Origin of the sequence: Porphyrobacter sp. LM 6, assembly GCF_001720465.1 — a bacterium.
GTDB lineage: Bacteria > Pseudomonadota > Alphaproteobacteria > Sphingomonadales > Sphingomonadaceae > Erythrobacter.
In genome coordinates this window covers 553,708-573,553 of the sequence record NZ_CP017113.1, presented here as the reverse complement: position 1 = coordinate 573,553, position 19,846 = coordinate 553,708, and the positions used below count along the sequence as shown (strand labels likewise).

The 19,846-nt window shown below is 65.8% G+C and carries 16 protein-coding genes; 7 read left to right on the top strand and 9 right to left on the bottom strand.

Annotation, left to right across the window (positions count from 1 at the left end):
* Positions 1 to 58 precede the first annotated feature (58 nt).
* Positions 59 to 1,909 carry an ABC transporter transmembrane domain-containing protein gene (locus tag BG023_RS02885; protein WP_069309130.1) on the bottom strand — a complete coding sequence of 617 codons (1,851 nt, stop codon included), beginning with the start codon at positions 1,907 to 1,909 and terminating at the stop codon, positions 59 to 61.
* A 178-nt stretch (positions 1,910 to 2,087) separates the two neighbouring features.
* Between BG023_RS02885 and BG023_RS02880 the strand changes: the two genes are divergently transcribed.
* The 3 genes from BG023_RS02880 to BG023_RS02870 all read left to right on the top strand — a co-directional run bounded on the left by BG023_RS02880 (position 2,088) and on the right by BG023_RS02870 (position 4,310).
* Entirely contained in the window at positions 2,088 to 3,326 is a 1,239-nt protein-coding gene (locus tag BG023_RS02880; protein WP_069309129.1) for a polyhydroxyalkanoate depolymerase, read from the top strand.
* 132 nt (positions 3,327 to 3,458) lie between these two features.
* A complete protein-coding gene (locus BG023_RS14645) occupies positions 3,459 to 3,914 on the top strand; it encodes a hypothetical protein (protein ID WP_150122770.1) in 456 nt (151 codons plus the stop codon).
* 63 nt (positions 3,915 to 3,977) lie between these two features.
* The gene (locus BG023_RS02870) at positions 3,978 to 4,310 is read left to right on the top strand and encodes a hypothetical protein (protein ID WP_150122769.1); all 333 of its coding nucleotides are present in this window, start codon (positions 3,978 to 3,980) and stop codon (positions 4,308 to 4,310) included.
* 71 nt (positions 4,311 to 4,381) lie between these two features.
* On the opposite strand, the gene BG023_RS02865 is transcribed toward BG023_RS02870, so the two are convergent.
* The 6 genes from BG023_RS02865 to BG023_RS02840 form a co-directional block, all read right to left on the bottom strand.
* Positions 4,382 to 5,245, bottom strand: a complete 864-nt coding sequence (locus BG023_RS02865; RefSeq protein WP_069311081.1) for a sterol desaturase family protein — start codon at positions 5,243 to 5,245, stop codon at positions 4,382 to 4,384.
* A gap of 98 nt (positions 5,246 to 5,343) precedes the next feature.
* A complete protein-coding gene (locus BG023_RS02860; RefSeq protein ID WP_069309126.1) occupies positions 5,344 to 5,976 on the bottom strand; it encodes a LysE family translocator in 633 nt (210 codons plus the stop codon).
* Between the two features lie 129 nt (positions 5,977 to 6,105).
* The gene (locus tag BG023_RS02855; protein ID WP_069309125.1) at positions 6,106 to 7,287 is read right to left on the bottom strand and encodes an acetyl-CoA C-acyltransferase; all 1,182 of its coding nucleotides are present in this window, start codon (positions 7,285 to 7,287) and stop codon (positions 6,106 to 6,108) included.
* A gap of 80 nt (positions 7,288 to 7,367) precedes the next feature.
* The gene (locus BG023_RS02850; RefSeq protein WP_069309124.1) at positions 7,368 to 7,817 is read right to left on the bottom strand and encodes a MaoC family dehydratase; all 450 of its coding nucleotides are present in this window, start codon (positions 7,815 to 7,817) and stop codon (positions 7,368 to 7,370) included.
* A 112-nt stretch (positions 7,818 to 7,929) separates the two neighbouring features.
* Positions 7,930 to 9,312, bottom strand: coding sequence for a DUF5935 domain-containing protein (locus BG023_RS02845; RefSeq protein WP_069309123.1), 1,383 nt, complete (start codon positions 9,310 to 9,312; stop codon positions 7,930 to 7,932).
* A complete protein-coding gene (locus BG023_RS02840; protein ID WP_069309122.1) occupies positions 9,305 to 9,592 on the bottom strand; it encodes a hypothetical protein in 288 nt (95 codons plus the stop codon). Before BG023_RS02840 ends, BG023_RS02845 begins: the two co-directional genes overlap by 8 nt.
* 90 nt (positions 9,593 to 9,682) lie before the next feature.
* On the opposite strand from BG023_RS02840, the gene BG023_RS02835 reads away from it, so the two are divergent.
* The 4 genes from BG023_RS02835 to BG023_RS02820 all read left to right on the top strand — a co-directional run bounded on the left by BG023_RS02835 (position 9,683) and on the right by BG023_RS02820 (position 18,335).
* Positions 9,683 to 10,945, top strand: coding sequence for a TIGR04063 family PEP-CTERM/XrtA system glycosyltransferase (locus BG023_RS02835; protein WP_069309121.1), 1,263 nt, complete (start codon positions 9,683 to 9,685; stop codon positions 10,943 to 10,945).
* A 7-nt stretch (positions 10,946 to 10,952) separates the two neighbouring features.
* Positions 10,953 to 11,957 (top strand): hypothetical protein, encoded by a 1,005-nt coding sequence (locus BG023_RS02830; RefSeq protein WP_069309120.1) that lies wholly within the window; start codon positions 10,953 to 10,955, stop codon positions 11,955 to 11,957.
* Between the two features lie 278 nt (positions 11,958 to 12,235).
* The gene (gene gltB, locus BG023_RS02825; RefSeq protein ID WP_069309119.1) at positions 12,236 to 16,876 is read left to right on the top strand and encodes a glutamate synthase large subunit; all 4,641 of its coding nucleotides are present in this window, start codon (positions 12,236 to 12,238) and stop codon (positions 16,874 to 16,876) included.
* Positions 16,877 to 16,898: 22 nt separating this feature from the next.
* Positions 16,899 to 18,335: a glutamate synthase subunit beta gene (locus BG023_RS02820; protein ID WP_069309118.1), complete on the top strand. Its 1,437-nt coding sequence runs from the start codon at positions 16,899 to 16,901 to the stop codon at positions 18,333 to 18,335.
* Between the two features lie 41 nt (positions 18,336 to 18,376).
* On the opposite strand, the gene BG023_RS02815 is transcribed toward BG023_RS02820, so the two are convergent.
* Together BG023_RS02815 and BG023_RS02810 are read right to left on the bottom strand one after the other, a co-directional pair.
* Complete coding sequence (locus tag BG023_RS02815; RefSeq protein ID WP_069309117.1) at positions 18,377 to 19,156, bottom strand: transporter; 780 nt, start codon at positions 19,154 to 19,156, stop codon at positions 18,377 to 18,379.
* A gap of 72 nt (positions 19,157 to 19,228) precedes the next feature.
* On the bottom strand, positions 19,229 to 19,795 hold the full coding sequence (locus BG023_RS02810) for a hypothetical protein (RefSeq protein WP_069309116.1): 567 nt from the start codon (positions 19,793 to 19,795) through the stop codon (positions 19,229 to 19,231).
* Between the last annotated feature and the right edge of the window lie 51 nt (positions 19,796 to 19,846).

Genomic DNA, 19,846 nt, shown 5'->3' with positions numbered 1-19,846 from the left:
GCTGCACGGGGGAAAGGGTTGCGCTTCATCCAGCCTGCGCGGCGCTTTGTCGATTAGATCAGGCGGCAGCGTCAGCGAATTGCAGGCGGGCGAGGCGCGCGTAGAGACCGCCGGCCTTACTCAGTGCCTCGTGCGTGCCCTGTTCGACGATCTTGCCCTGATCCAGCACCACGATCCGGTCCGCCGCGCGCACGGTGGCGAGGCGGTGGGCGATCACCAGCGTGGTGCGATTTTGCATCAGCCCTTCGAGCGCCTGCTGGACCAACTGCTCGCTTTCGGCATCGAGCGCACTGGTCGCTTCATCGAGCAGCAGGATCGGGGCATCGCGCAGCAGCGCGCGGGCGATGGCGATGCGCTGTTGCTGGCCGCCCGAAAGCTGCGTTCCGCCTTCGCCGAGATAGGTATCGAGCCCCTGCGGCAGCGCGCGCAAGAAGGCTTCGGCATTGGCGGCGCGGGCGGCCTGCCAGATATCCTCGTCGGTCGCGTCCCACTTGCCATAGCGCAGGTTGTCGCGGGCGTTGGCGCTGAACAGCACCCCGTCCTGCGGCACCAGCGCCAGCCGTGCGCGCACCTCGGCCGGATCGGCGGCGGTCAGCGGCACACCGTCAAGGCGGATCGTGCCGCCCTGCGGATCGTAGAACCGCTCGACCAGCTGGAAGATCGTGCTCTTGCCCGCGCCCGAGGGGCCGACGATGGCGACCGTCTCGCCCGGCTCGATCTCGAGCGTGAAATCCTTGAGCGCCGCGGTTTCGGGCCGCGCGGGATAGCGGAAGGTGACATTGCGGAAGCTGAGGCTGCCGCGCGCGGGCACCGGCAGGCGTTCGGGCCGGGCCGGAGGCGCGATGTCGGGCCGCGCTTCGAGCAGTTCGGCCAGCCGGCTCGCCGCACCCGCACCGCGCAGCAGATCGCCATAGACTTCGGTGAGCGCACCGAGCGCGCCCGCGACAAGGCCGCCGGTCAACACGAAAGCCGCAATGGTGCCGCCGCTGATCTCGCCCGCGGCCACCGCCAGCGCGCCGCGCCACATCACCAGCACAACCCCGCCGAACACCAGCAGGATCACCACCGATGTCATCGCCGCGCGCAGCATGATCCGCCGCCGCGCGGTGGCGAAGGTTTCCTCGACCACACCGGCAAAGCGATCACCTTCGCGGCGCTCCTGGCCGAAGCTCTGCACGATCTTCATCGCCGAGAGCACTTCGGTCACATAGGCACCGACATCGGCGATGCGATCCTGACTGGTGCGCGAGACAGAGCGGATCTTGCGCCCGAAAATGACGATCGGCGCGATCACCAGCGGAATTCCGATGAGGAGCCCAAGCGTCAGCGTCGGCGCGAGGAACAGCAGCAGCCCGATCCCGCCGATGCCGGTGAGCGTATTCCGCAGCGCGACCGAAACGGTGGTCCCCACCACGTTTTCGATGATCGCGGTGTCGCTGGTCATGCGGCTGGAAATTTCCTTGGGGCTGTTGACCTCATAGAAGCCCGGCGAGAGGCGCAGCAGGTTGTTCTGCACCTTGAGGCGGATGTCGGCGACCACGCGTTCGCCCAGCCAGCTCACGAAATAGAACCGCATCGCGGTGCCGATGCCCAGCACCAGCACGATCATCAGCAGGTACTGGAACGCATGACCGATCTGCTCGGGGTTGCTGCTGCCGGTAAAGGCCTCGTCGATGATGACCTTGAAGCGCCACGGAATCGCCAGCGTCGCGGCCGAGGTGATCACCAGTGCGGTGAGCGCCAGCATGATCTCGCGCGGGTATTGCAGCGCCGTGCCGAACACCATCTTGAGCGGCCCGAGCGAGCGCGACTTGGGCGCAGGCTCGCCCTCGGCGGCGAGCGCTTCGGGCGCATCGCTGCCTTCGGTCTCGGGATCGGTGAGGTCGCTGGTCTGGGCTTCGGCGTGCATGCTGGCAGCGCTCTAGCGGGGCTGGCGACGAATATCACGTGCAAAAAGCGATGCGCAGCGCCTCCGAACGGAGCGGCGGCGGCAATTGTGCATTGCACAATTGGCGGCAAAGGCGCATCTGTCCCCCCAAGGTGCCCGCGGGATGAGGCGCCGGAACGTTCGTCGCGTGAGGTTGTCGATGCTTTACCATGCCTACGAGCTGCAGCGCAGCTGGATGTCGAGCGCCAGTGCGCTGGCCTCGATCAGCGCCGGAATGCTCTCCAACCCCGCCAACCCGCTCGGCGCTTTGGGCATGGGTCCGATGGTCGCGGGCGCGCTCGACGTGTTCGCCCACGCCACCGCGCATTACGGCAAGCCCGATTTCGGCATCGCAAGCGTCGATATCGACGGCAAACCCCATGCCGTGGTGGAATCGACCGTGATGAAGCGCCCCTTCGGCGATCTTCTCCGCTTCCGCGTCGAGGTCACCCCGGCCAACCGCCCGCGCCTGCTGATCGTCGCCCCAATGAGCGGGCATTACGCCACGCTGCTGCGCGGCACGGTGGAGCGGATGCTGGAATCGGCCGAGGTGTTCATCACCGATTGGGCCGATGCCAAGATGGTGCCGCAGAGCGCGGGCAAGTTCGATCTCGATGACTATATCGATTACCTGATCGACTTCGCCGAGCACGTCCACGCCGAGGCCGGCGGGCAGCGCATCCACATGATGGCGGTGTGCCAGCCGAGCGTCCCCGCCTTCGCTGCGACGGCGCTGATGAACCTCCACAAGTCGCCTGCGACCCCCGCCACGCTGACCATGATGGGCGGGCCGATCGACACCCGCGAATGCCCCACCGTGGTCAACAACATGGCGATGCAGCGCCCGATCGCGTGGTTCCGCCAGAGCGTGATCGCGACCGTGCCGATGAAGTATCCGGGCAGCGGACGGCGGGTCTATCCCGGCTTCATGCAGCTGTCAGCCTTCATGAGCATGAACCTCTCGAGCCACATGATGAGCCATTACGAGATGTTCAAACACCTCACCGTGGGCGACGAGGCGAGCGCGCAGGCGACCAAGGATTTCTACGACGAATACCGCTCGGTGTGCGACATGACCGCCGAATTCTACCTCCAGACGGTGGAAGAGGTGTTCCAGAAGCACTCGATCCCCAAGGGCGAGTTCCGGCACAAGGGCGAGCTGGTCGACATCACCCAGATCACCGACACCGCACTGCTGGCGATCGAGGGCGAGCGCGACGATATCTCGGGCCTCGGCCAGACCCGCGCGGCGCTGACTCTCACCCCCAACCTCGCCGAGGCGAAGAAGCGCTATTACATGGCCGAAGGCGCGGGCCATTACGGCATCTTCAACGGCAGCCGCTGGCGGAACAAGGTCGCCCCCGTGGTGGAAGAATGGATCGCCGCGCATAGCGGGTGATGGGCGGCAGGCGCTGCGGCAGCTATTGCGCATCCCGTTGCGAAAGCTGCCATTCGGCTGGCGACGCCCTTGCGGTCAATTTACTGCTGTGCAAACCTTAGCGAAATCAGGCGCATCGGACGAGGTAGGTAGTTGGCATTTCAACCTTTCGGATTCCGTTTCGAAATCTCCTCAAGCCTGCCCACGGCGAAGGCGAAGGCCGCAATCCGGTCGAAAAAAACAAGCATATTCGATGCCAAGAACGGCGCGCGCGGCTGGATCGCTGGGCCTTTCATCTGCCTTTGGTTCAGTGCTTTTGACCGCTACGGACCGATGTTGTTCGGGCTGATCTCTGCCGACAACTTTGGAACGCGGGTGCGCGGCAGGGCGGGGTCAGACCTGAACGGGGTTCTGATGTTCACGTTGCTGATCCCGTTGATGGCTTGGGTTGTCTATAAGATGATCTCCGAAGGTCAGGCGACTGGTCGGCAACTTGTCGTAATCGGGCTGGTGTTCTTGGTCGGCGGACCCCTCATTTATTGGTCGGCCCATCGGGAACGGAAGGATGCCGAACCGCTTGTTCGGTTCCTGCGCAAGACGCTTGCCTAACCGGACACCCGCTCCAAACCGGCAGCAGGCGCTCGAAATATTCAGCAGGGCTTGGGGCTAGTCTTGAACGGCACCTCCATTGACGGCCCGATGACAGCCGAAGCGATCCAAAGTGCGTTCATGCGGGTAGGCAATGGAGACTTCCTGATCGTAGAGTTAGGCCCTCAAGATTACCTGCAAACCGGTTGCCAAGATGGAGGATACATCTTGGAGATTCGTAAAGGCGGGCCCGGCAAGCACTACCGAGCCATCCGAAATGAGCGGGCGATTGATGGCAACGCGACGACGAACGACACCTTCAGTTACGAGGAAGTGCTGGCCGCAATGGAACTATACGCCGTCGGCGAAGCCCTTCCGGGCTTCCTGCGATTGGAGCCTATGAAACTGGATAACTGAACGACCGTTTTCCGCCCAACTGCGGTCATTTAAGGCCAAACGTCGGTTGCCACAAAGCTAACGCCCCGCCCCTACCCCTCAACCACCTTGCGCTTTTCCAGCCACGGCAGGATCGGGAACAGCCACTGTTCGCGGATCGACAGGCGCTTGCGTTCGTCCTGGCCGACGATCGCGCTCTCGCCGTCCTTGTAGGTGCCGAACACGCGGTCCCAGAAAATCACCGAATTGCCGTAGTTGCAGCGCGTGTCTTCATAGCTCGTTGCGGTGTGGTGCAGGCTGTGGTTGCGGATGGTGGTGAAGAAGAACCCGTACCAGATCGGCGGATCGGCCTTCACATTGGCGTGGGCATAGGTGGCGATCACTCCGCCGGTCGTGATGGCGGCGAACAGCGCATTGAAATCAACGTCGAGCAGCGCCAGCACGCCGAGGCTGATCAGGAACAGCTCGATCGGATTGCCGATGAAGCCCTTCATCGCGTTCAGCTGCGTGATGTGGTGATGCGGCGCGTGGGTCAGCCACAGGGGCGTCCAGTTGTGCATCGCGCGGTGCATCCAGTACTGGCCGAATTCGAAGGTGAATAGCACCACCACCACCTGCACGAGGAAGGGGCTGGCCTCGAGCCACGGGGTGGCGATGCCGAGCTCGGCCTTCAGATCGCGCAGCGGCGAGTTGATCAGGGTGTCGCTGAGAAAGCCGATCACACCGTAGCCGAAGGCGACATAGAACACGTCGGTCGCCAGTTCGCGGCGGTTGATGCGCCAGCCTTCGTGACGTTCGAACACCAGCTCGAGCAACTGCACGAAAGCAATCACCGCAAGGCCGACGATCATGATGGTCCACGGCGCCTCGACCCAGGCTTGCGGGGCAAAGGCCCAGAAGGCGACCACCGCAGCGACGGTGGCGGGAGGGAGCAGGTTGACGAGACTCTGTTTCACCGGATCATCCCCTGTCAGGTGTTGGCAGGCCACCCCTGAATGGCCCCGCGCCGCGCGAAAATACGCCATCTGGCGCAGTTGGTCGAGAGGGGCGGCGGTCAGCCGAGGTCGGCCAGCACGAAGGATGCGGCGACCGCCAGCATGACCAAAGCGAACCCTCGCCGCGCCCACTTGGTCCGGCGCGGATCGGAAAGCCAGCCGTGCGCCCGCGCGCCTGCCAGCACCAGCGCGATATGGATCACCGTGGCGATCACCGCGCTGACCACCGCCAGCACCAGCGCATCGGCCAGGCTCAGCGTCGCCCCGTTCAGGAATTCCGGGGCAACCACCACGAAGAAGATATAGGCCTTGGGGTTGAGCAGGTTGAGCAGCGCGCCGGTCAGAAAGGACCGCCTCGGCACCGTGTCGGCCATATCGGTGGTCACCGCGATCCCGTCACCCCGGTCCGATCCCCGCCAGGTCTGGACCGCGAGGAACACCATCATCGCCGCGCCCGCCCATTGCAGGCCGCGCAGCAGTTCGGGAACCATCTGCAGCAGCGTGGCAAGGCCAAGCGCGGCGAGCACGCCGTTGACCAATAGCCCCAGCGCCACCCCCGCCACCGCCGCCATTCCGGCGCGGCGCCCCTCGGTCGCGGCGAGGCCCGACAGCCACGCCATATTGGGGCCGGGCGTCAGCTCGATCAGCAGAACGGCAAGGGCAAAGCCGACAAGATCCACGGCAGCGGACACCTCAGGTTGCGGGATGCGCCAAGCCTAGCGCAGGTGCGGACCAAGTCCAGCCGCGCGGGTACCGGGCAAACAAAACGGCGCGGAAGTCGTCCCCCGCGCCGCTTCGTATTCTGTGCTGTTCCGATGAAATCAGAACACCTCGAACAGCCCGGCCGCGCCCATGCCGCCGCCGACGCACATGGTCACGACAACATACTTCGCACCGCGACGCTTGCCTTCGATCAGCGCGTGGCCGGTGCAGCGCGCGCCGGTCATGCCGTAGGGGTGGCCGATCGAGATCGAGCCGCCGCTGACGTTGAGGATGTCGTTATCGATGCCGAGCTGGTCGCGGCAGTAGAGCACCTGCACCGCGAAGGCTTCGTTCAGTTCCCACAGGCCGATGTCGTCCATCTTGAGGCCGGTCTGCTTGAGCAGCTTGGGGATCGCGAAGACCGGGCCGATGCCCATCTCGTCAGGCTCGGTCCCGGCGACCGCCATGCCGACATAGCGGCCAAGCGGCTGAAGCCCGCGCTGTTCGGCAAGCTTGGCTTCCATCAGCACCGCGGCGGACGAGCCGTCCGACAGCTGCGAAGCGTTGCCGGCGGTGATGTTCATGCCCGGGCCCATCACAGGGTTGAGGCTCTGGAGACCTTCGAGCGTGGTTTCGGGACGGTTGCCCTCGTCCTTGGTGACGGTGATTTCCTTCTGCGAGACTTCCTTCGTCTCCTTGTCGACCACATTCATGGTGACGGTGACGGGGACGATTTCCGCATCCAGACGGCCCTCGGCCTGCGCCTGCGCGGTGCGCATCTGCGACTGGTAGGCGTATTCGTCCTGCGCTTCGCGGCTGATGTTGTAGCGCTTGGCGACCGTCTCGGCGGTGCCGAGCATCGGCATGTAGACGTCCTTGTGCATCGCGATCAGAGAGCGGTCGGGCGACACGCGCATTTCGGGCGTCTGCACCATCGAGATCGAATCCTGACCGCCACCGACGACGATATCCATGTTGTCGACAATGATCTGCTTGGCAGCAGTGGCGATCGCCATCAGGCCCGAGGAGCACTGGCGGTCGATGGTCTGGGCCGAAACGCCCACCGGACAACCGGCGCGCAGCGCGACCTGGCGGGCGATGTTGCCGGCCTGAGTGCCCTGCGTGAGCACCGCGCCCCACACCACATCGTCGATCTGGCCGGCTTCGATGCCGGCACGCTCGATTGCGGGAGCCAGCGACAGCGCGCCAAGGGTCGCACCGGGGGTAGCGTTGAAGGCGCCCTTGTAAGCGCGCCCGATCGGCGTGCGGGCGGTGGAAACGATGACGGCGTCACGTGCCATGAGAGGGGTATCCTTGTGTTCAGGGGTTGAGCCCCCGCGCGAGCAGGGGCCCGGTCATTTCCGGTTTGCCGCGAGGGCGATCAGCAGAAGTAGAGCGTCATCCACTCGCAGATCAGGGCGGGCTTGTCTTCGCCTTCGATCTCGATGGTGATCTCGACCGTCTGCTGCCACTGGCCGGGGCGCTTCTCTTCCATTTCGACCAGCTTCCACTGGCCGCGGATGCGCTTGCCCGAGCGGACGGGGGCGATGAAGCGGGTCTTGTTGCCGCCGTAGTTGACCGCCATCTTGATCCCGTCGACGCGCGGCATATCGCTGTTGGCCGAGAGATAGGGGATCATCGACAGCGTGAGGAAGCCGTGGGCAATGGTGCCGCCGAATGGCGTCATCTTGGCCATTTCCTCGTTCACGTGGATGAACTGGTGGTCACCGGTCGCATCGGCGAACTGGTTGATGCGCTCCTGGCTCATCTCGACCCATTCGCTGGTGGCAAAATGTTCACCGACCTTGGCGGCGATTTCCTGGGGGGTCATCGGGTTCCTCCTCCTTGTTTCGCGCTGGCGGAATCCCGTGTCCGCCGCGCTGTTGCGCCGGGCTTCATGGCGCATCGAAAGAGGGAGCGCAACGCCCCAGCAGTGCGGCGCGCTATGCCGTTACGGCACTGCCGAGCTTGCCGGGGGCTGGCTGGCTGCGCGGGGCGCTGAGCGCGAGCGCACGGCGGGCCGAATCGATCCGCTGGCAGTAGGAATGGAGCCCGATCTGCAGGCCCACCAGCATCAGCATCACCGGCTGATAGGCGATCCCCTGGAATAGCGCCCCGACAAGATAGATCAGCGCCCCCATCTGTAATGCGGCCGCAAACGGCGCGATCCAGCGTTCGGCCTCGTCCTCGCGGGAGCGCCATCGGCGCTGGATGCGCTCCATCTGCCACAGGCCGAGCGCGTGCAGCGAAAGCCAGATGATCAGACCCGGCCAGCCCTGTTCGCCGAGCATCTCGAAGATCGAGGAGTGGAACGCGCGGCCTTCATCGACCACTTCCTGATAGGTCACGCTGGTGGTGTTTCCGTCCACCTGCTTGACCGGCATGACATAGGAGAAGCGGTTCGAGCGGTAGGCATCGAACCCGCCGCCAAATGGCTTGCTCGCGACGTAATCGAGCGTCCATTCCCAAACCGCCACACGGGTCGATGCGCTTTCATCGCCGCCCGGCTCGGCAATCGTCGCCATGCGTTCGTAATAGCTCTGCGGCAGGAACGGCAGCGCGGCGAGGCCGAGCGCCCCTGCGCCGACGATGAACAACAGGCGCCGCTTGGTGTAGCGCAGCATCAGCACGCCCAGTGCGGCAATGCAGAGGAGGCCAGTTCGCGCCTCGGTACCGATCGGCACCAGCAGACAGGCGAAAGTCAGCGCGGCGGCGAAGGCTGTCACCATCCAGTGCGGGCGGAAGAGCGTGCCGTGGCGGACGAACCACCAGATCAGCGGGATCAGCCCGATCGCCACCGTCGCAAGGGTCGAGCTTTCGTAAATGCCGCTGTTGTCGTTGACGAAGAACTTGAGATTTTCATACCCGCCGCCGCCCAGCACGGTCTTCATCCCCGTGCCGATCACGATGGTCGAAACCGACAGCAGCAGCGCCAGCGCCAGCGCCTCGATCCGCACGCGGGTGGTGAGGGTCAACGGCAGGAAGATCGCGAACAGCAGCGCCTTCCACACCCAGTCCCACTTGACCGCGGCATCGACGGGGAAATCGGCATGGCCGGTGCTCCACCAGCAATAGACCAGCAGCAGCGCGAGCAATCCCTGCCGCGCCGTCAGCCGCGCGCCGCGCTTGCGATCGAACGCCAGCCACCCGCCGAACGCCGCCGCAAAGGCGATCAGCGACAGCGGGATCGAGGTGATAATCGCATAGCCGATCCGCTGGGGCGCAAGGATGTCGATATAGACATAGAGCAGCACCCACAGGAACGGGCGCCGGAGGCCGAGCACCAGCACGTATCCGATGAAGGCAAGGAACGCCAAATCAAGCATTTTTGTGCGCTACCGCTTCGCTACTTGAGCGCGCCTTTGCCTGCGCTACCGCCTCGCCACTTGAACGCGCAGGATCATCATCGGCGTGCTCTCCATCCTCACTGCGCGCACGGCGAGCGGCACTGCGCGCGGCGGCGCCGGCCGATTTGCGGTTGTCCTCGGCCTCCTGCCTGAGGCTCTCTAGCAGCGGATCGGTATCGAGCGCATCGCGCATCACCAGCCGCAGCAGCGCGATGGCCAGAAGGCCATGGCCGAGGGCAAGCGCGAAATAGTCGATCATCTCTCAGGGCTCCGGGCCGGAGGGGCCATGTCGCTTTTACCGCAGGGCAGTTGACGGCGCGTTAAGCACATCTGCGCTAGCCTGCGTGCCATGACCCGGGTGCTGCACGTTCTCGACCATTCGCTCCCGCTGCACAGCGGCTACACCTTCCGCACCCGCGCGATCATGCGCGCGCAAGGGGCGCTGGGGCTGGAGGTGCGCGGAATCACCGGCCAGCGGCACAATCTTGAAGCCGCAGACAACGGCGCGGCGGAAGTGGTCGATGGTCTTGCCTTCCATCGCACGCTCGGACATCCGTCCGGCCCGCCCGCTATGCGCGAACTGGGCGAAATCGCCGCGCTGACCCGTGCCATTCGCAAACTGGCCAAGGAATGGCGACCCGATGTCATCCACGCCCATTCGCCGGCCCTGTGCGGCGCTGCGGCGGTCCGCGCGGCGCGCGCGCTGGGGGTGCCGTTCGTCTACGAGATCCGCGCCTTCTGGGAAGATGCGGCAGTCGGCAACCTGACCGGCACCGAAGACAGCGTGAAATATCGCCTGACCCGCGCGCTCGAAACCCGCGTGGCGCGGCAGGCCGATGCCCTCTTCACCATCTGCGAGGGGCTCAAGACCGATCTGGCGGCGCGCGGCATTGCGCCGGGCCGGATCGGGGTGATGCCCAACGGCGTCGATCTCGGCCTGTTCGGCGCGCCGCCGCCGCGCGATGCGGCGCTGGCAAGCGAACTCGGGATCGCGAACGGGGCACCGGTGATCGGCTATATCGGCAGCTTCTATGCCTATGAGGGCGTCGATGATCTGATCGCGGCGATGCCGCTGCTCCGGCAATCGCACCCCGACGCGCGGTTGCTGCTGGTCGGCGCGGGGCCGATGGAGACGGCATGGCGTCACGCCGCCGCTGCGCTGCCCGATCCCGATGCCGTGATTTTCACCGGCCGCGTGCCGCACACCGAGGTCGAGCGTTACTATTCGCTGGTCGATGTGCTCGCCTATCCGCGCAAGGCACAGCGGCTCACCGATCTGGTCACGCCATTGAAGCCGCTCGAGGCGATGGCGCAGCAGCGGTTGGTCGCTGCCTCCAGCGTCGGCGGGCACCGTGAGCTGATCAGCGACGGCGATACCGGCACGCTGTTTGCCCCCGATGATCCTGCCGCCTGCGCTGCGGCGCTCGCCCGGCTGCTCGATGACCGCGACAGCTGGGACGCGATGCGCGCCCGCGCCGCCGCCCATGTCCGCGCCCGCCACGACTGGGCCAGAAACGCGCGTGATTATCTGTCTGTTTACCACCTCTTGCTAGCCCGTCAGCCAAGCAAGAGTACGCCGGACACGGCGGCGATCACCTCAACAGCGGGATAGCGGGCACATGACTTCGGGGCAGCAGGACGAGACCGGGACGCGCACAGAGCGCAAGACGCGCAAGCGGCGCTCGCGCTCGCTGACCGCACACCGCGCCTTCGCGCCGATGCTGGGCCTGTGGGGCGCGGCGCTGGCCGGGCTTTCGGCAATGGTGCTGCCCGCCGCCCTGTTTGCGCCGCTTGCGGCCATGATCGCCGACCTTGCCGGTGCATCGCTGCCGCTGGTGGCGGTGAAGGCCGCGACCGCTGGACTGGCCGCGCTGCTGCTCGGCGGCGTGCTCTATGCCATCGCCCGCCGCCCGTCGCGCGCCGCGCGCTCGGACCAGGACGAGGCCGCACAGATCATCGCTGCCGCCGGCCGCCGGATCCGCCCGATCGATCCCCAGCGCGAACTGGGCAGCGCGAGCCTCGATACGCCGGTCACGGATATTCCCTTCGCAGCGATGCGCGAAGACGAGCTTGTGGTTCCCGTGATCGACGAACCGGCGGCTGTGCCGCAGGAACTCGAACTCGCCGAATTTGCCGCCATGCCCGGTCGCAACGCGGTGTGGGTGGTCGAGGATGTGGTGTCTGACGATCTGCCCGCCGAATCGGTGGTGGAGACGCCGACCGAATCGTCCATTGAGCACGACCCGTCCCCCGTTTCAGAGCCGGTCGCCTTGGCTCCCGCCTCCGAACCGCGCCCAGCCTACCGGCGCGACACCCTTATCGCGCCGCCCGGTGCCGCCGCGCTGGCGCAGCTGCGCGCCCAGCCGCCCGAACAGCTCAGCCTCATCCAGATGGTCGAGCGTTTTGCCGGCGCGCTCTACGAACACCGCACCGCACCGCCGGGACGGGCCATGTCGGCGCAAGACCTTGCAGCCCGCGAGGCGGCCCTGACCGAGGCCCTCAAGGCGCTCGCCGCGCTGAGCGATGGCAGCACCGCCAATGGCGGCGATACCTCGCAGGACGAGCCGCTGCGGACAGCGCTCGGCCGGTTGCAGGAGGTGGGCGGTCTGCGCGGGGCGGCCTGACCCCAGCCGGTCAATAACGCAAAAGCTGCAACCGAACCGGGCAGCTGGTGTGCGCGGCGCAATCTAATGATAGTTTGAATAGGTCTGCGAGAAATAATACTTCGCGCAAACCCATTGCCAAACCCGCTTCCTGTCGGCATGAGGGGCCCGAAAACGGGCAAGAGCGGGCCTGAAAGATCCGCCGCGCCCGCGTGACCTGCCGTCCGGCGTGTTCCCTGCATGAGCGATCATGTCCGCAGGGTGCGCGCCTGTCGGCATCTTACAGATCGGACGAATACATGGGATACCCCTCCTCCCAGGGTCTCTACGACCCCGCCAACGAGCATGACGCCTGCGGCGTCGGCATGGTCGCGCACATCAAGGGAGAGAAAAGTCACGCGATCATCGCGCAGGCGCTGGAGATTCTCGAAAAGCTCGATCACCGCGGCGCGGTGGGCGCCGATCCGCTGCTGGGTGACGGCGCGGGCATCCTGATCCAGATCCCCGATCCGCTGATTCGCGCCTGGGCCGAAGCGCAGGGCCACGCTCTGCCGCAGCCGGGCGAATATGCCGTCGGCATGTGCTTCCTCCCGCAGGACGAGGCCGCGCGCGCCTTCGTCAAGGAGCGGATGGAAGCCTTCACCGCGAAGGAAGGCCAGAACTTCATCGGCTGGCGCGAAGTGCCGACCACGATGGACGGCCTCGGCGCAGCGGTGATCGCGTCCATGCCGGTGATCGAAATGGCGGTGATCGGGCGCGGGGCGAACTGCGCTGATCAGGACGCCTTCGAGCGCAAGCTGCTGACGATCCGCAAGCAGGTGCAGAACCCGCTCGCCCAGCTCGCCGCCAAGCACGGCCTGCCGGATGTGACCGAAACCTACATCCCCAGCTTCTCGACCCGCACGCTGGTCTACAAGGGCCTGCTGCTGGCGACACAGGTGGGCAGCTTCTACGACGATCTGCGCGATCCGGCCTGCGTCTCGGCGCTCGGCCTCGTCCACCAGCGCTTCTCGACCAACACCTTCCCCAGCTGGCGGCTCGCGCACCCGTTCCGCTTCATCGCCCACAACGGCGAGATCAACACGGTGCGCGGCAACGTCAACTGGATGAACGCACGCCGCCGCACGATGGAAAGCGAGCTGCTCGGCCCCGATCTCGACAAGATGTGGCCGATCATCCCGCACGGGCAATCGGACACGGCCTGCCTGGACAACGCATTGGAACTGCTGATCGCGGGCGGATACAGCCTCGCGCACGCGATGATGATGCTGATCCCGGAAGCCTGGGCCGGCAATGCGCTGATGAGCCCCGAACGGCGGGCGTTCTACGAATATCACGCCGCGCTGATGGAGCCATGGGACGGCCCGGCATCGGTGTGCTTCACCGATGGCCGCCAGATCGGCGCAACGCTGGATCGCAACGGCCTGCGTCCGGCGCGCTTCTGCGTGACCAAGGACGACATCGTCTGCCTTGCTTCGGAAAGCGGTGTGCTGCCGTTCGCCGAGGAAGATATCGTCCGCAAGTGGCGGCTCCAGCCGGGCAAGATGCTGCTGATCGATCTAGAACAGGGTCGCATCATCGAGGATGACGAGCTCAAGGCCGATCTCGCCAATGCCGAGCCTTACGAAACCTGGCTGAAGCAGGCGCAGTACAAGCTCGAGGACATCACCGATATCGTCCCCGAACTCGCCGCGATCCCGGCGGAAGAAACCACGCTGCTCCAGCGCCAGCAGGCGTTCGGCTATACGCAGGAAGACATCAGCCGCTTCCTCGAACCAATGGCGGTCGATGGCGATGATCCGGTCGGCTCGATGGGCACCGACACGCCGATTGCGGTGCTGAGCAACCGCGCGCGACTGCTCTACGACTATTTCAAGCAGAACTTCGCGCAGGTCACCAACCCGCCGATCGATCCGATCCGCGAAGAGCTGGTGATGAGCCTGACCAGCATGATCGGCCCGCGTCCGAACCTGCTGGGCCGCGATGCGGGCACGCACAAGCGCCTCGAAGTCGATCAGCCGATCCTGACCAACGAGGATCTCGCCAAGATCCGTTCGGTGGAAGAGGCGCTCGACGGCGCGTTCCGCTGCGCCACGATTGACATCACCTGGGATGCCAGCACCGGGGCCGATGGCCTCGCGATGGCGATCAAGGAAATGTGCTGGGCCGCGACCGAAGCGGTGCTGCAGGATCACAACATCCTCGTGCTGTCCGACCGCTCGCAGAGCGAGGCGCGCGTGCCGATGCCGGCGCTGCTCGCCACCGCAGCGGTGCATCACCACCTCGTGCGGCAGGGCCTGCGGATGCAGACCGGCCTCGTGGTCGAAACCGGCGAGGCGCGCGAAGTGCACCACTTCTGCGTGCTGGCAGGTTACGGCGCGGAAGCGATCAACCCCTACCTCGCGTTCGAGACGATCGAGGCGCTGCGCGCCAAGCGTCACCCCGAAATGCCCGCCTACAAGGTGCAGCAGAACTACATCAAGGGCGTGGGCAAGGGCATCCGCAAGGTCATGTCCAAGATGGGCATTTCGACCTACCAGTCCTATTGCGGGGCGCAGATCTTCGACGCGGTCGGCCTGTCGAGCGCCTTCGTCGAGCAGTTCTTCACCGGAACTGCCACGACCATCGAAGGCATCGGCCTTGCCGAAGTCGCCGAGGAAGCCCTGCGCCGCCACGGTCAGGCTTACGGCGACAACCCGCTGTATGACGGGATGCTCGATGTCGGCGGGATCTACCAGTATCGCCTGCGCGGCGAAGAGCACGCCTGGACCCCGCAGAACGTAGCCCAGCTCCAGCACGCGGTGCGCGGCAATGACCCGAAGAATTACGAGGAATTCGCCAAGTCGATCAACGAGCAGTCCGAACGGCTGCTGACGATCCGCGGGCTGCTGGAGTTCAAGAAGGCCGAAAAGCCGATCCCGCTCGAGGAAGTCGAACCGGCGGCGGAAATCGTGAAGCGCTTCTCGACCGGCGCGATGAGCCTCGGCTCGATCAGCCACGAAGCGCACTCGACGATGGCGATCGCGATGAACCGCATTGGCGGGCGTTCGAACACCGGCGAGGGCGGGGAAGAGCCGTTCCGCTTCAAGCCGCTCGCCAATGGCGATTCGATGCGCAGCCGGATCAAGCAGGTCGCTTCGGGCCGGTTCGGCGTGACCACCGAATACCTCGTCAATTCGGACGACATCCAGATCAAGATGGCGCAGGGCGCAAAGCCCGGCGAGGGCGGCCAGCTGCCCGGGCACAAGGTCGACAAGCGCATCGGCGCGGTCCGCCATTCGACCCCGGGGGTGGGCCTCATCAGCCCGCCGCCGCACCACGATATCTATTCGATCGAAGACCTGGCGCAGCTGATCCACGATCTCAAGAACGTGAACCCGGTGGCGCGCATCTCGGTCAAGCTGGTGTCGGAAGTGGGCGTCGGCACGGTTGCGGCGGGCGTGTCCAAGGCGCGCGCCGATCACGTGACGATTGCGGGCTATGACGGCGGGACCGGCGCTTCGCCGCTGACCTCGCTGACCCACGCGGGTTCGCCGTGGGAGATTGGCCTTGCCGAAACCCAGCAGACCCTGCTGCTCAACGATCTTCGCTCGCGCATTGCGGTGCAGGTGGACGGCGGCCTCAGGACGGGCCGCGACGTTGCCATCGGCGCGCTGCTTGGCGCGGACGAGTTCGGCTTTGCCACCGCCCCGCTGATTGCGGCGGGCTGCATCATGATGAGGAAGTGCCATCTCAACACCTGCCCCGTCGGCGTGGCGACGCAGGACCCGGTGCTGCGCGCGCGCTTCACCGGCCAGCCGGAGCACGTGGTCAACTACATGTTCTTCGTCGCCGAAGAACTGCGGGCGATCATGGCCGAGATGGGCTTCCGCACGGTCGCCGAGATGGTGGGCCGGGTCGACCGGCTCGACACCCGCCGGATGGAGCGCCACTGGAAGGCCCGCGGCATCGATCTCAGCCGAATCCTCCACCAGGTGCCGCTCAAGGACGGGGCCAGCTTGCGGAACATCGCGACGCAGGACCACGGCCTCGACGGCGCGCTCGACAACAAGCTGATCGCCGATTGCCGCACCGCCATCGACACCAAGCAGCCGGTGCAGCTCGCCTACGAGGTGCGCAACGTCAACCGCACGGTCGGCGCGATGCTCTCGGGCGAGATCGCCAAGGCGCACGGCCATGAAGGCCTGCCGACCGACACGATCCGCATCAACCTGACCGGCGTTGCGGGCCAGAGCTTCGGCGCGTGGCTTGCCCACGGCGTGACGCTCGATCTGGTCGGCGATGCCAACGACTATGTCGGCAAGGGGCTTTCCGGGGGTCGCATCATCGTGCGCCAGCCGGCCGAAGCCCCGCGCGCGGCGCAGGACAACATCATCGTCGGCAACACGGTGATGTACGGCGCCATCGCGGGCGAGGCGTACTTCAACGGTGTTGCCGGTGAACGCTTCGCGGTCCGCAACTCGGGCGCGATCGCGGTGGTCGAAGGCACCGGGGATCACGGCTGCGAATACATGACCGGCGGCGTGGTGGTCGTGCTCGGCAAGACCGGGCGCAACTTCGCAGCCGGCATGAGCGGCGGGGTCGCCTATGTCTATGACCCCGATGGCGCGTTCAAGGATCTCGTCAACCACGCGCAGGTCGATCTGCTGCCGATCGCCGCCGGGCCGGACGCGGAAGAAGGCACGGGCCGCCCGTCGCAGCGTCCGCGCAGCGTCAACGACTTCGGCATGGGCGACATGCTGCGCCACGATGCCGAGCGGCTGCGCATTCTGGTCGAACGCCACCAACTCCACACCGGCAGCAAGCTGGCGGGCGACCTGCTGGCAGACTGGGACGCGGCACTTGGGCACTTCGTCAAGGTGATGCCGCGCGACTATGCCGCCGCGCTCAAACGGCTCGAGGCGGAACGGCTTGAGGCCGAAAGCGTCGCAGCGGAATAAGATTCAGGAACGAGACAAGCACATGGGCAAGGAAACCGGATTTCTCGAGCTGGACCGCCGCGAGCGGGACTACCTCGATCCGAAAGAGCGGCTGAAAAACTACCGCGAATTCGTCATCCAGCCGGATGACAGCACGCTTGGCGCGCAGGCCTCGCGCTGCATGAACTGCGGCATTCCCTACTGCCATAACGGCTGTCCGGTGAACAACCTGATCCCGGACTGGAACCACCTCGTCTACGAAGCGGACTGGAAGCGGGCGCTGACCATGCTCCATTCCACCAACAACTTCCCGGAGTTTACCGGCCGCATCTGCCCCGCCCCGTGCGAGGCGGCGTGCACCCTCAACATCATCGACCAGCCGGTCACCATCAAATCGATCGAATGCGCCATCGTCGATCGCGGGTGGAAGGAAGGCTGGATCACGCCGCAGGTGCCCGAAACGAAGACCGGCAAGTCGGTGGCCGTGGTTGGCTCCGGCCCGGCGGGCATGGCCTGCGCGCAGCAACTCGCGCGTGCCGGCCACTCGGTCACGGTGTTCGAAAAGTCGGACCGCGTCGGCGGGCTGCTGCGTTACGGCATCCCCGACTTCAAGATGGAAAAGCACCTCATCAACCGCCGCTGCCAGCAGATGGAAGCGGAAGGCGTGACGTTCAAAACCTCGAAGGAGGTCGGCGTCGACATCTCGTTCCAGTCATTGAAGGAAAACTTCGATGCGGTGGTGCTGGCAGGCGGCGCGGAAGATGCGCGCCAGCTGGCGATCCCCGGTGCGGAAATGCCCGGCGTGCGCCTCGCGATGGAATTCCTCACGCAGCAGAACAAGCGCGTTGCCGGCGATGATGAACTGCGCGCCGCGCCGCGCGGTTCGCTGCTCGCCACCGGCAAGCACGTGGTCGTGCTCGGCGGCGGGGATACCGGGAGCGACTGTGTCGGCACCTCGAACCGGCAGGGTGCGAAGAGCGTCACCCAGCTCGAAATCATGCCCAAGCCGCCCGAAAAGGAAGACAAGGCGCTGACCTGGCCCGATTGGCCGATGAAGCTGCGCACCTCGTCGAGCCACCAGGAAGGCGTGGAGCGCGACTGGGCCGTGCTCGCCAAGCGCGTGATCGGCGATGGCGAGGCGGTGACCGGCCTCGAATGCGTGCGCGTCGAATGGAAGGGCGGCCAGATGCAGGAGATCGAAGGCAGCACCTTCACGATCCCCGCCGATCTGATCCTGCTGGCGATGGGCTTTGTCGGGCCGAAAAAGGCAGGGCTGCTCGAACAGGCGGGCGTGGCGCTCGATGTGCGCAGCAATGTCGCGGCGAATACCGAGGCCTATGCCACCAGCGAGCCGAACGTCTTTGCCTGCGGCGACATGCGGCGCGGGCAGAGCCTGGTCGTCTGGGCGATCCGCGAAGGCCGCCAATGCGCGCGCAGCGTGGATGAGGCGCTGATGGGGGTTTCCGAACTCCCGCGCTGAACGAACAAGGGGCGCCCGTTACCGGACGCCCCTTATCTCGATCAGAACGCGTCGATCGTGATCATTGCGCCCACGCCGTAATCGGGCGCGCCGTCGGTAAAGCCGGCCGATCCGTAGAGCGTGAAGTTGAGCGACCTCGACAGCGGCGTGCTGAACGCGCCGAAGACTTCGCGGCTGTCTTCCACCAATGGGTTGGGCGACTGGCGCCAGTCATAGGATGCCAGCACCACCGACTTGCCAAGCGCCGCGCTCGCCCCGACCGAGGCGAACCAGACATTGTCGAGCGCGATAGTGTCGGGATCGCCCATAAAGCGGTAACCCGCCTGGGCGAAAGGCGTGATCATCCCGAAGGTGCGCGACACTTCGCCCGACAGGCTGACGTCGGTCTTGCCGGTGCCGAGGCCGTTCTCGGCGGTGGGCAGCTTGACCCGCGCGCCGAAATCAAGACCGAGGCCAAAGCGGTCTTCGGGAATGGCGTAGTTCGCGCCCAGCGTCAGATCGCCGATCCCGCTGCGGGTGGTGACCGGCGTGTTGGGATCGACGATGATCGGGCCGCCATCCCCGCCCACGATGTTATCGGCGCCCTTGATCCGGATATAGGGGATGCTGGCGTTGAAGCGCAGGTCCCCGGCGGCAATCCGGGCGTTGAGCGGCACGACCATGATTTCCGTATCGATCCCGGTGCCGTAATCGCCCGAGGAGAAATCGATCCCGGTGGTCAGGCTGAGTTCGGGGCCTTCCTCCTCTTCGCTGTCCTGCGCGAAGGCAGGCTGGGCGGTGAGGATGGCGCAGGCGCCAATGGCCAGAATAATGTTCCGCATAATGCTCTCCCCCTATGCGACGAGGCGGAGCGCCCTTCAGCACCCCGCCCCGCATGTCATGACATTGGCTGATTAGCCGCCGCGGCCCGGACGGGCATTACGGACGGTGTCGCGGATGGTCTGCGCCTGTTCGCGTGCCTGGTTGGCGGCAGCACGGGCTTCGGCAGCAACCTGACGGCTGTCCGCAGCTGCAGCGCGCGCCTCGGCACCGAATTCACGGCCCGCACGCGCGGCACGCAGGTCAGCGACAGCGCCGGTGTTGTCCTTCACACCGGCATTGTCGGCACCGCCGCCAGCAACGGCTTCAGCGAGTTCGGCAGCCGAACCTTCGGCAGCGTTGGCGCGGCCGGTGGCGGCGTCTTCTTCGCTGTCTTCGGCGGCGGCTTCGGCAGCCTCTTCGGCGTCATCGTCGTCTTCGTCATCACCGCGAGCGGCGCGGCGCTCTTCGGCGCGGGCCTTGGCCTGCTCCGAAACTTCGGCGCCGATACCCTTGGTTTCGGCATCGCGCTGGCCCTTGGCGAGATCGCGGACGACCGTCCCGAAGTTGTCCTTGCCCTCGACCGGCTCTTCCTGATCCTGTGCGATCAGCGGGCTGGCGACCAGAGCCAGTGCACCCACGCCTGCAAGATACTTGAACATCTGTTCTCTCCTAGTTGTCGTTCGCCTGCGACCCGGCGGTACGTCCCCCTG

Bases quoted from the DNA above. Each gene is read 5' to 3' on its own strand.
- BG023_RS02885 (WP_069309130.1), bottom strand. From the start codon at position 1,909: ATGCACGCCGAAGCCCAGACCAGCGACCTCACCGATCCCGAGACCGAA.
- BG023_RS02880 (WP_069309129.1), top strand. From the start codon at position 2,088: ATGCTTTACCATGCCTACGAGCTGCAGCGCAGCTGGATGTCGAGCGCC.
- BG023_RS02855 (WP_069309125.1), bottom strand. From the start codon at position 7,287: ATGGCACGTGACGCCGTCATCGTTTCCACCGCCCGCACGCCGATCGGG.
- BG023_RS02850 (WP_069309124.1), bottom strand. From the start codon at position 7,817: ATGACCCCCCAGGAAATCGCCGCCAAGGTCGGTGAACATTTTGCCACC.
- BG023_RS02845 (WP_069309123.1), bottom strand. From the start codon at position 9,312: ATGCTTGATTTGGCGTTCCTTGCCTTCATCGGATACGTGCTGGTGCTC.
- BG023_RS02840 (WP_069309122.1), bottom strand. From the start codon at position 9,592: ATGATCGACTATTTCGCGCTTGCCCTCGGCCATGGCCTTCTGGCCATC.
- BG023_RS02835 (WP_069309121.1), top strand. From the start codon at position 9,683: ATGACCCGGGTGCTGCACGTTCTCGACCATTCGCTCCCGCTGCACAGC.
- BG023_RS02830 (WP_069309120.1), top strand. From the start codon at position 10,953: ATGACTTCGGGGCAGCAGGACGAGACCGGGACGCGCACAGAGCGCAAG.
- gltB (WP_069309119.1), top strand. From the start codon at position 12,236: ATGGGATACCCCTCCTCCCAGGGTCTCTACGACCCCGCCAACGAGCAT.
- BG023_RS02820 (WP_069309118.1), top strand. From the start codon at position 16,899: ATGGGCAAGGAAACCGGATTTCTCGAGCTGGACCGCCGCGAGCGGGAC.
- BG023_RS02815 (WP_069309117.1), bottom strand. From the start codon at position 19,156: ATGCGGAACATTATTCTGGCCATTGGCGCCTGCGCCATCCTCACCGCC.
- BG023_RS02810 (WP_069309116.1), bottom strand. From the start codon at position 19,795: ATGTTCAAGTATCTTGCAGGCGTGGGTGCACTGGCTCTGGTCGCCAGC.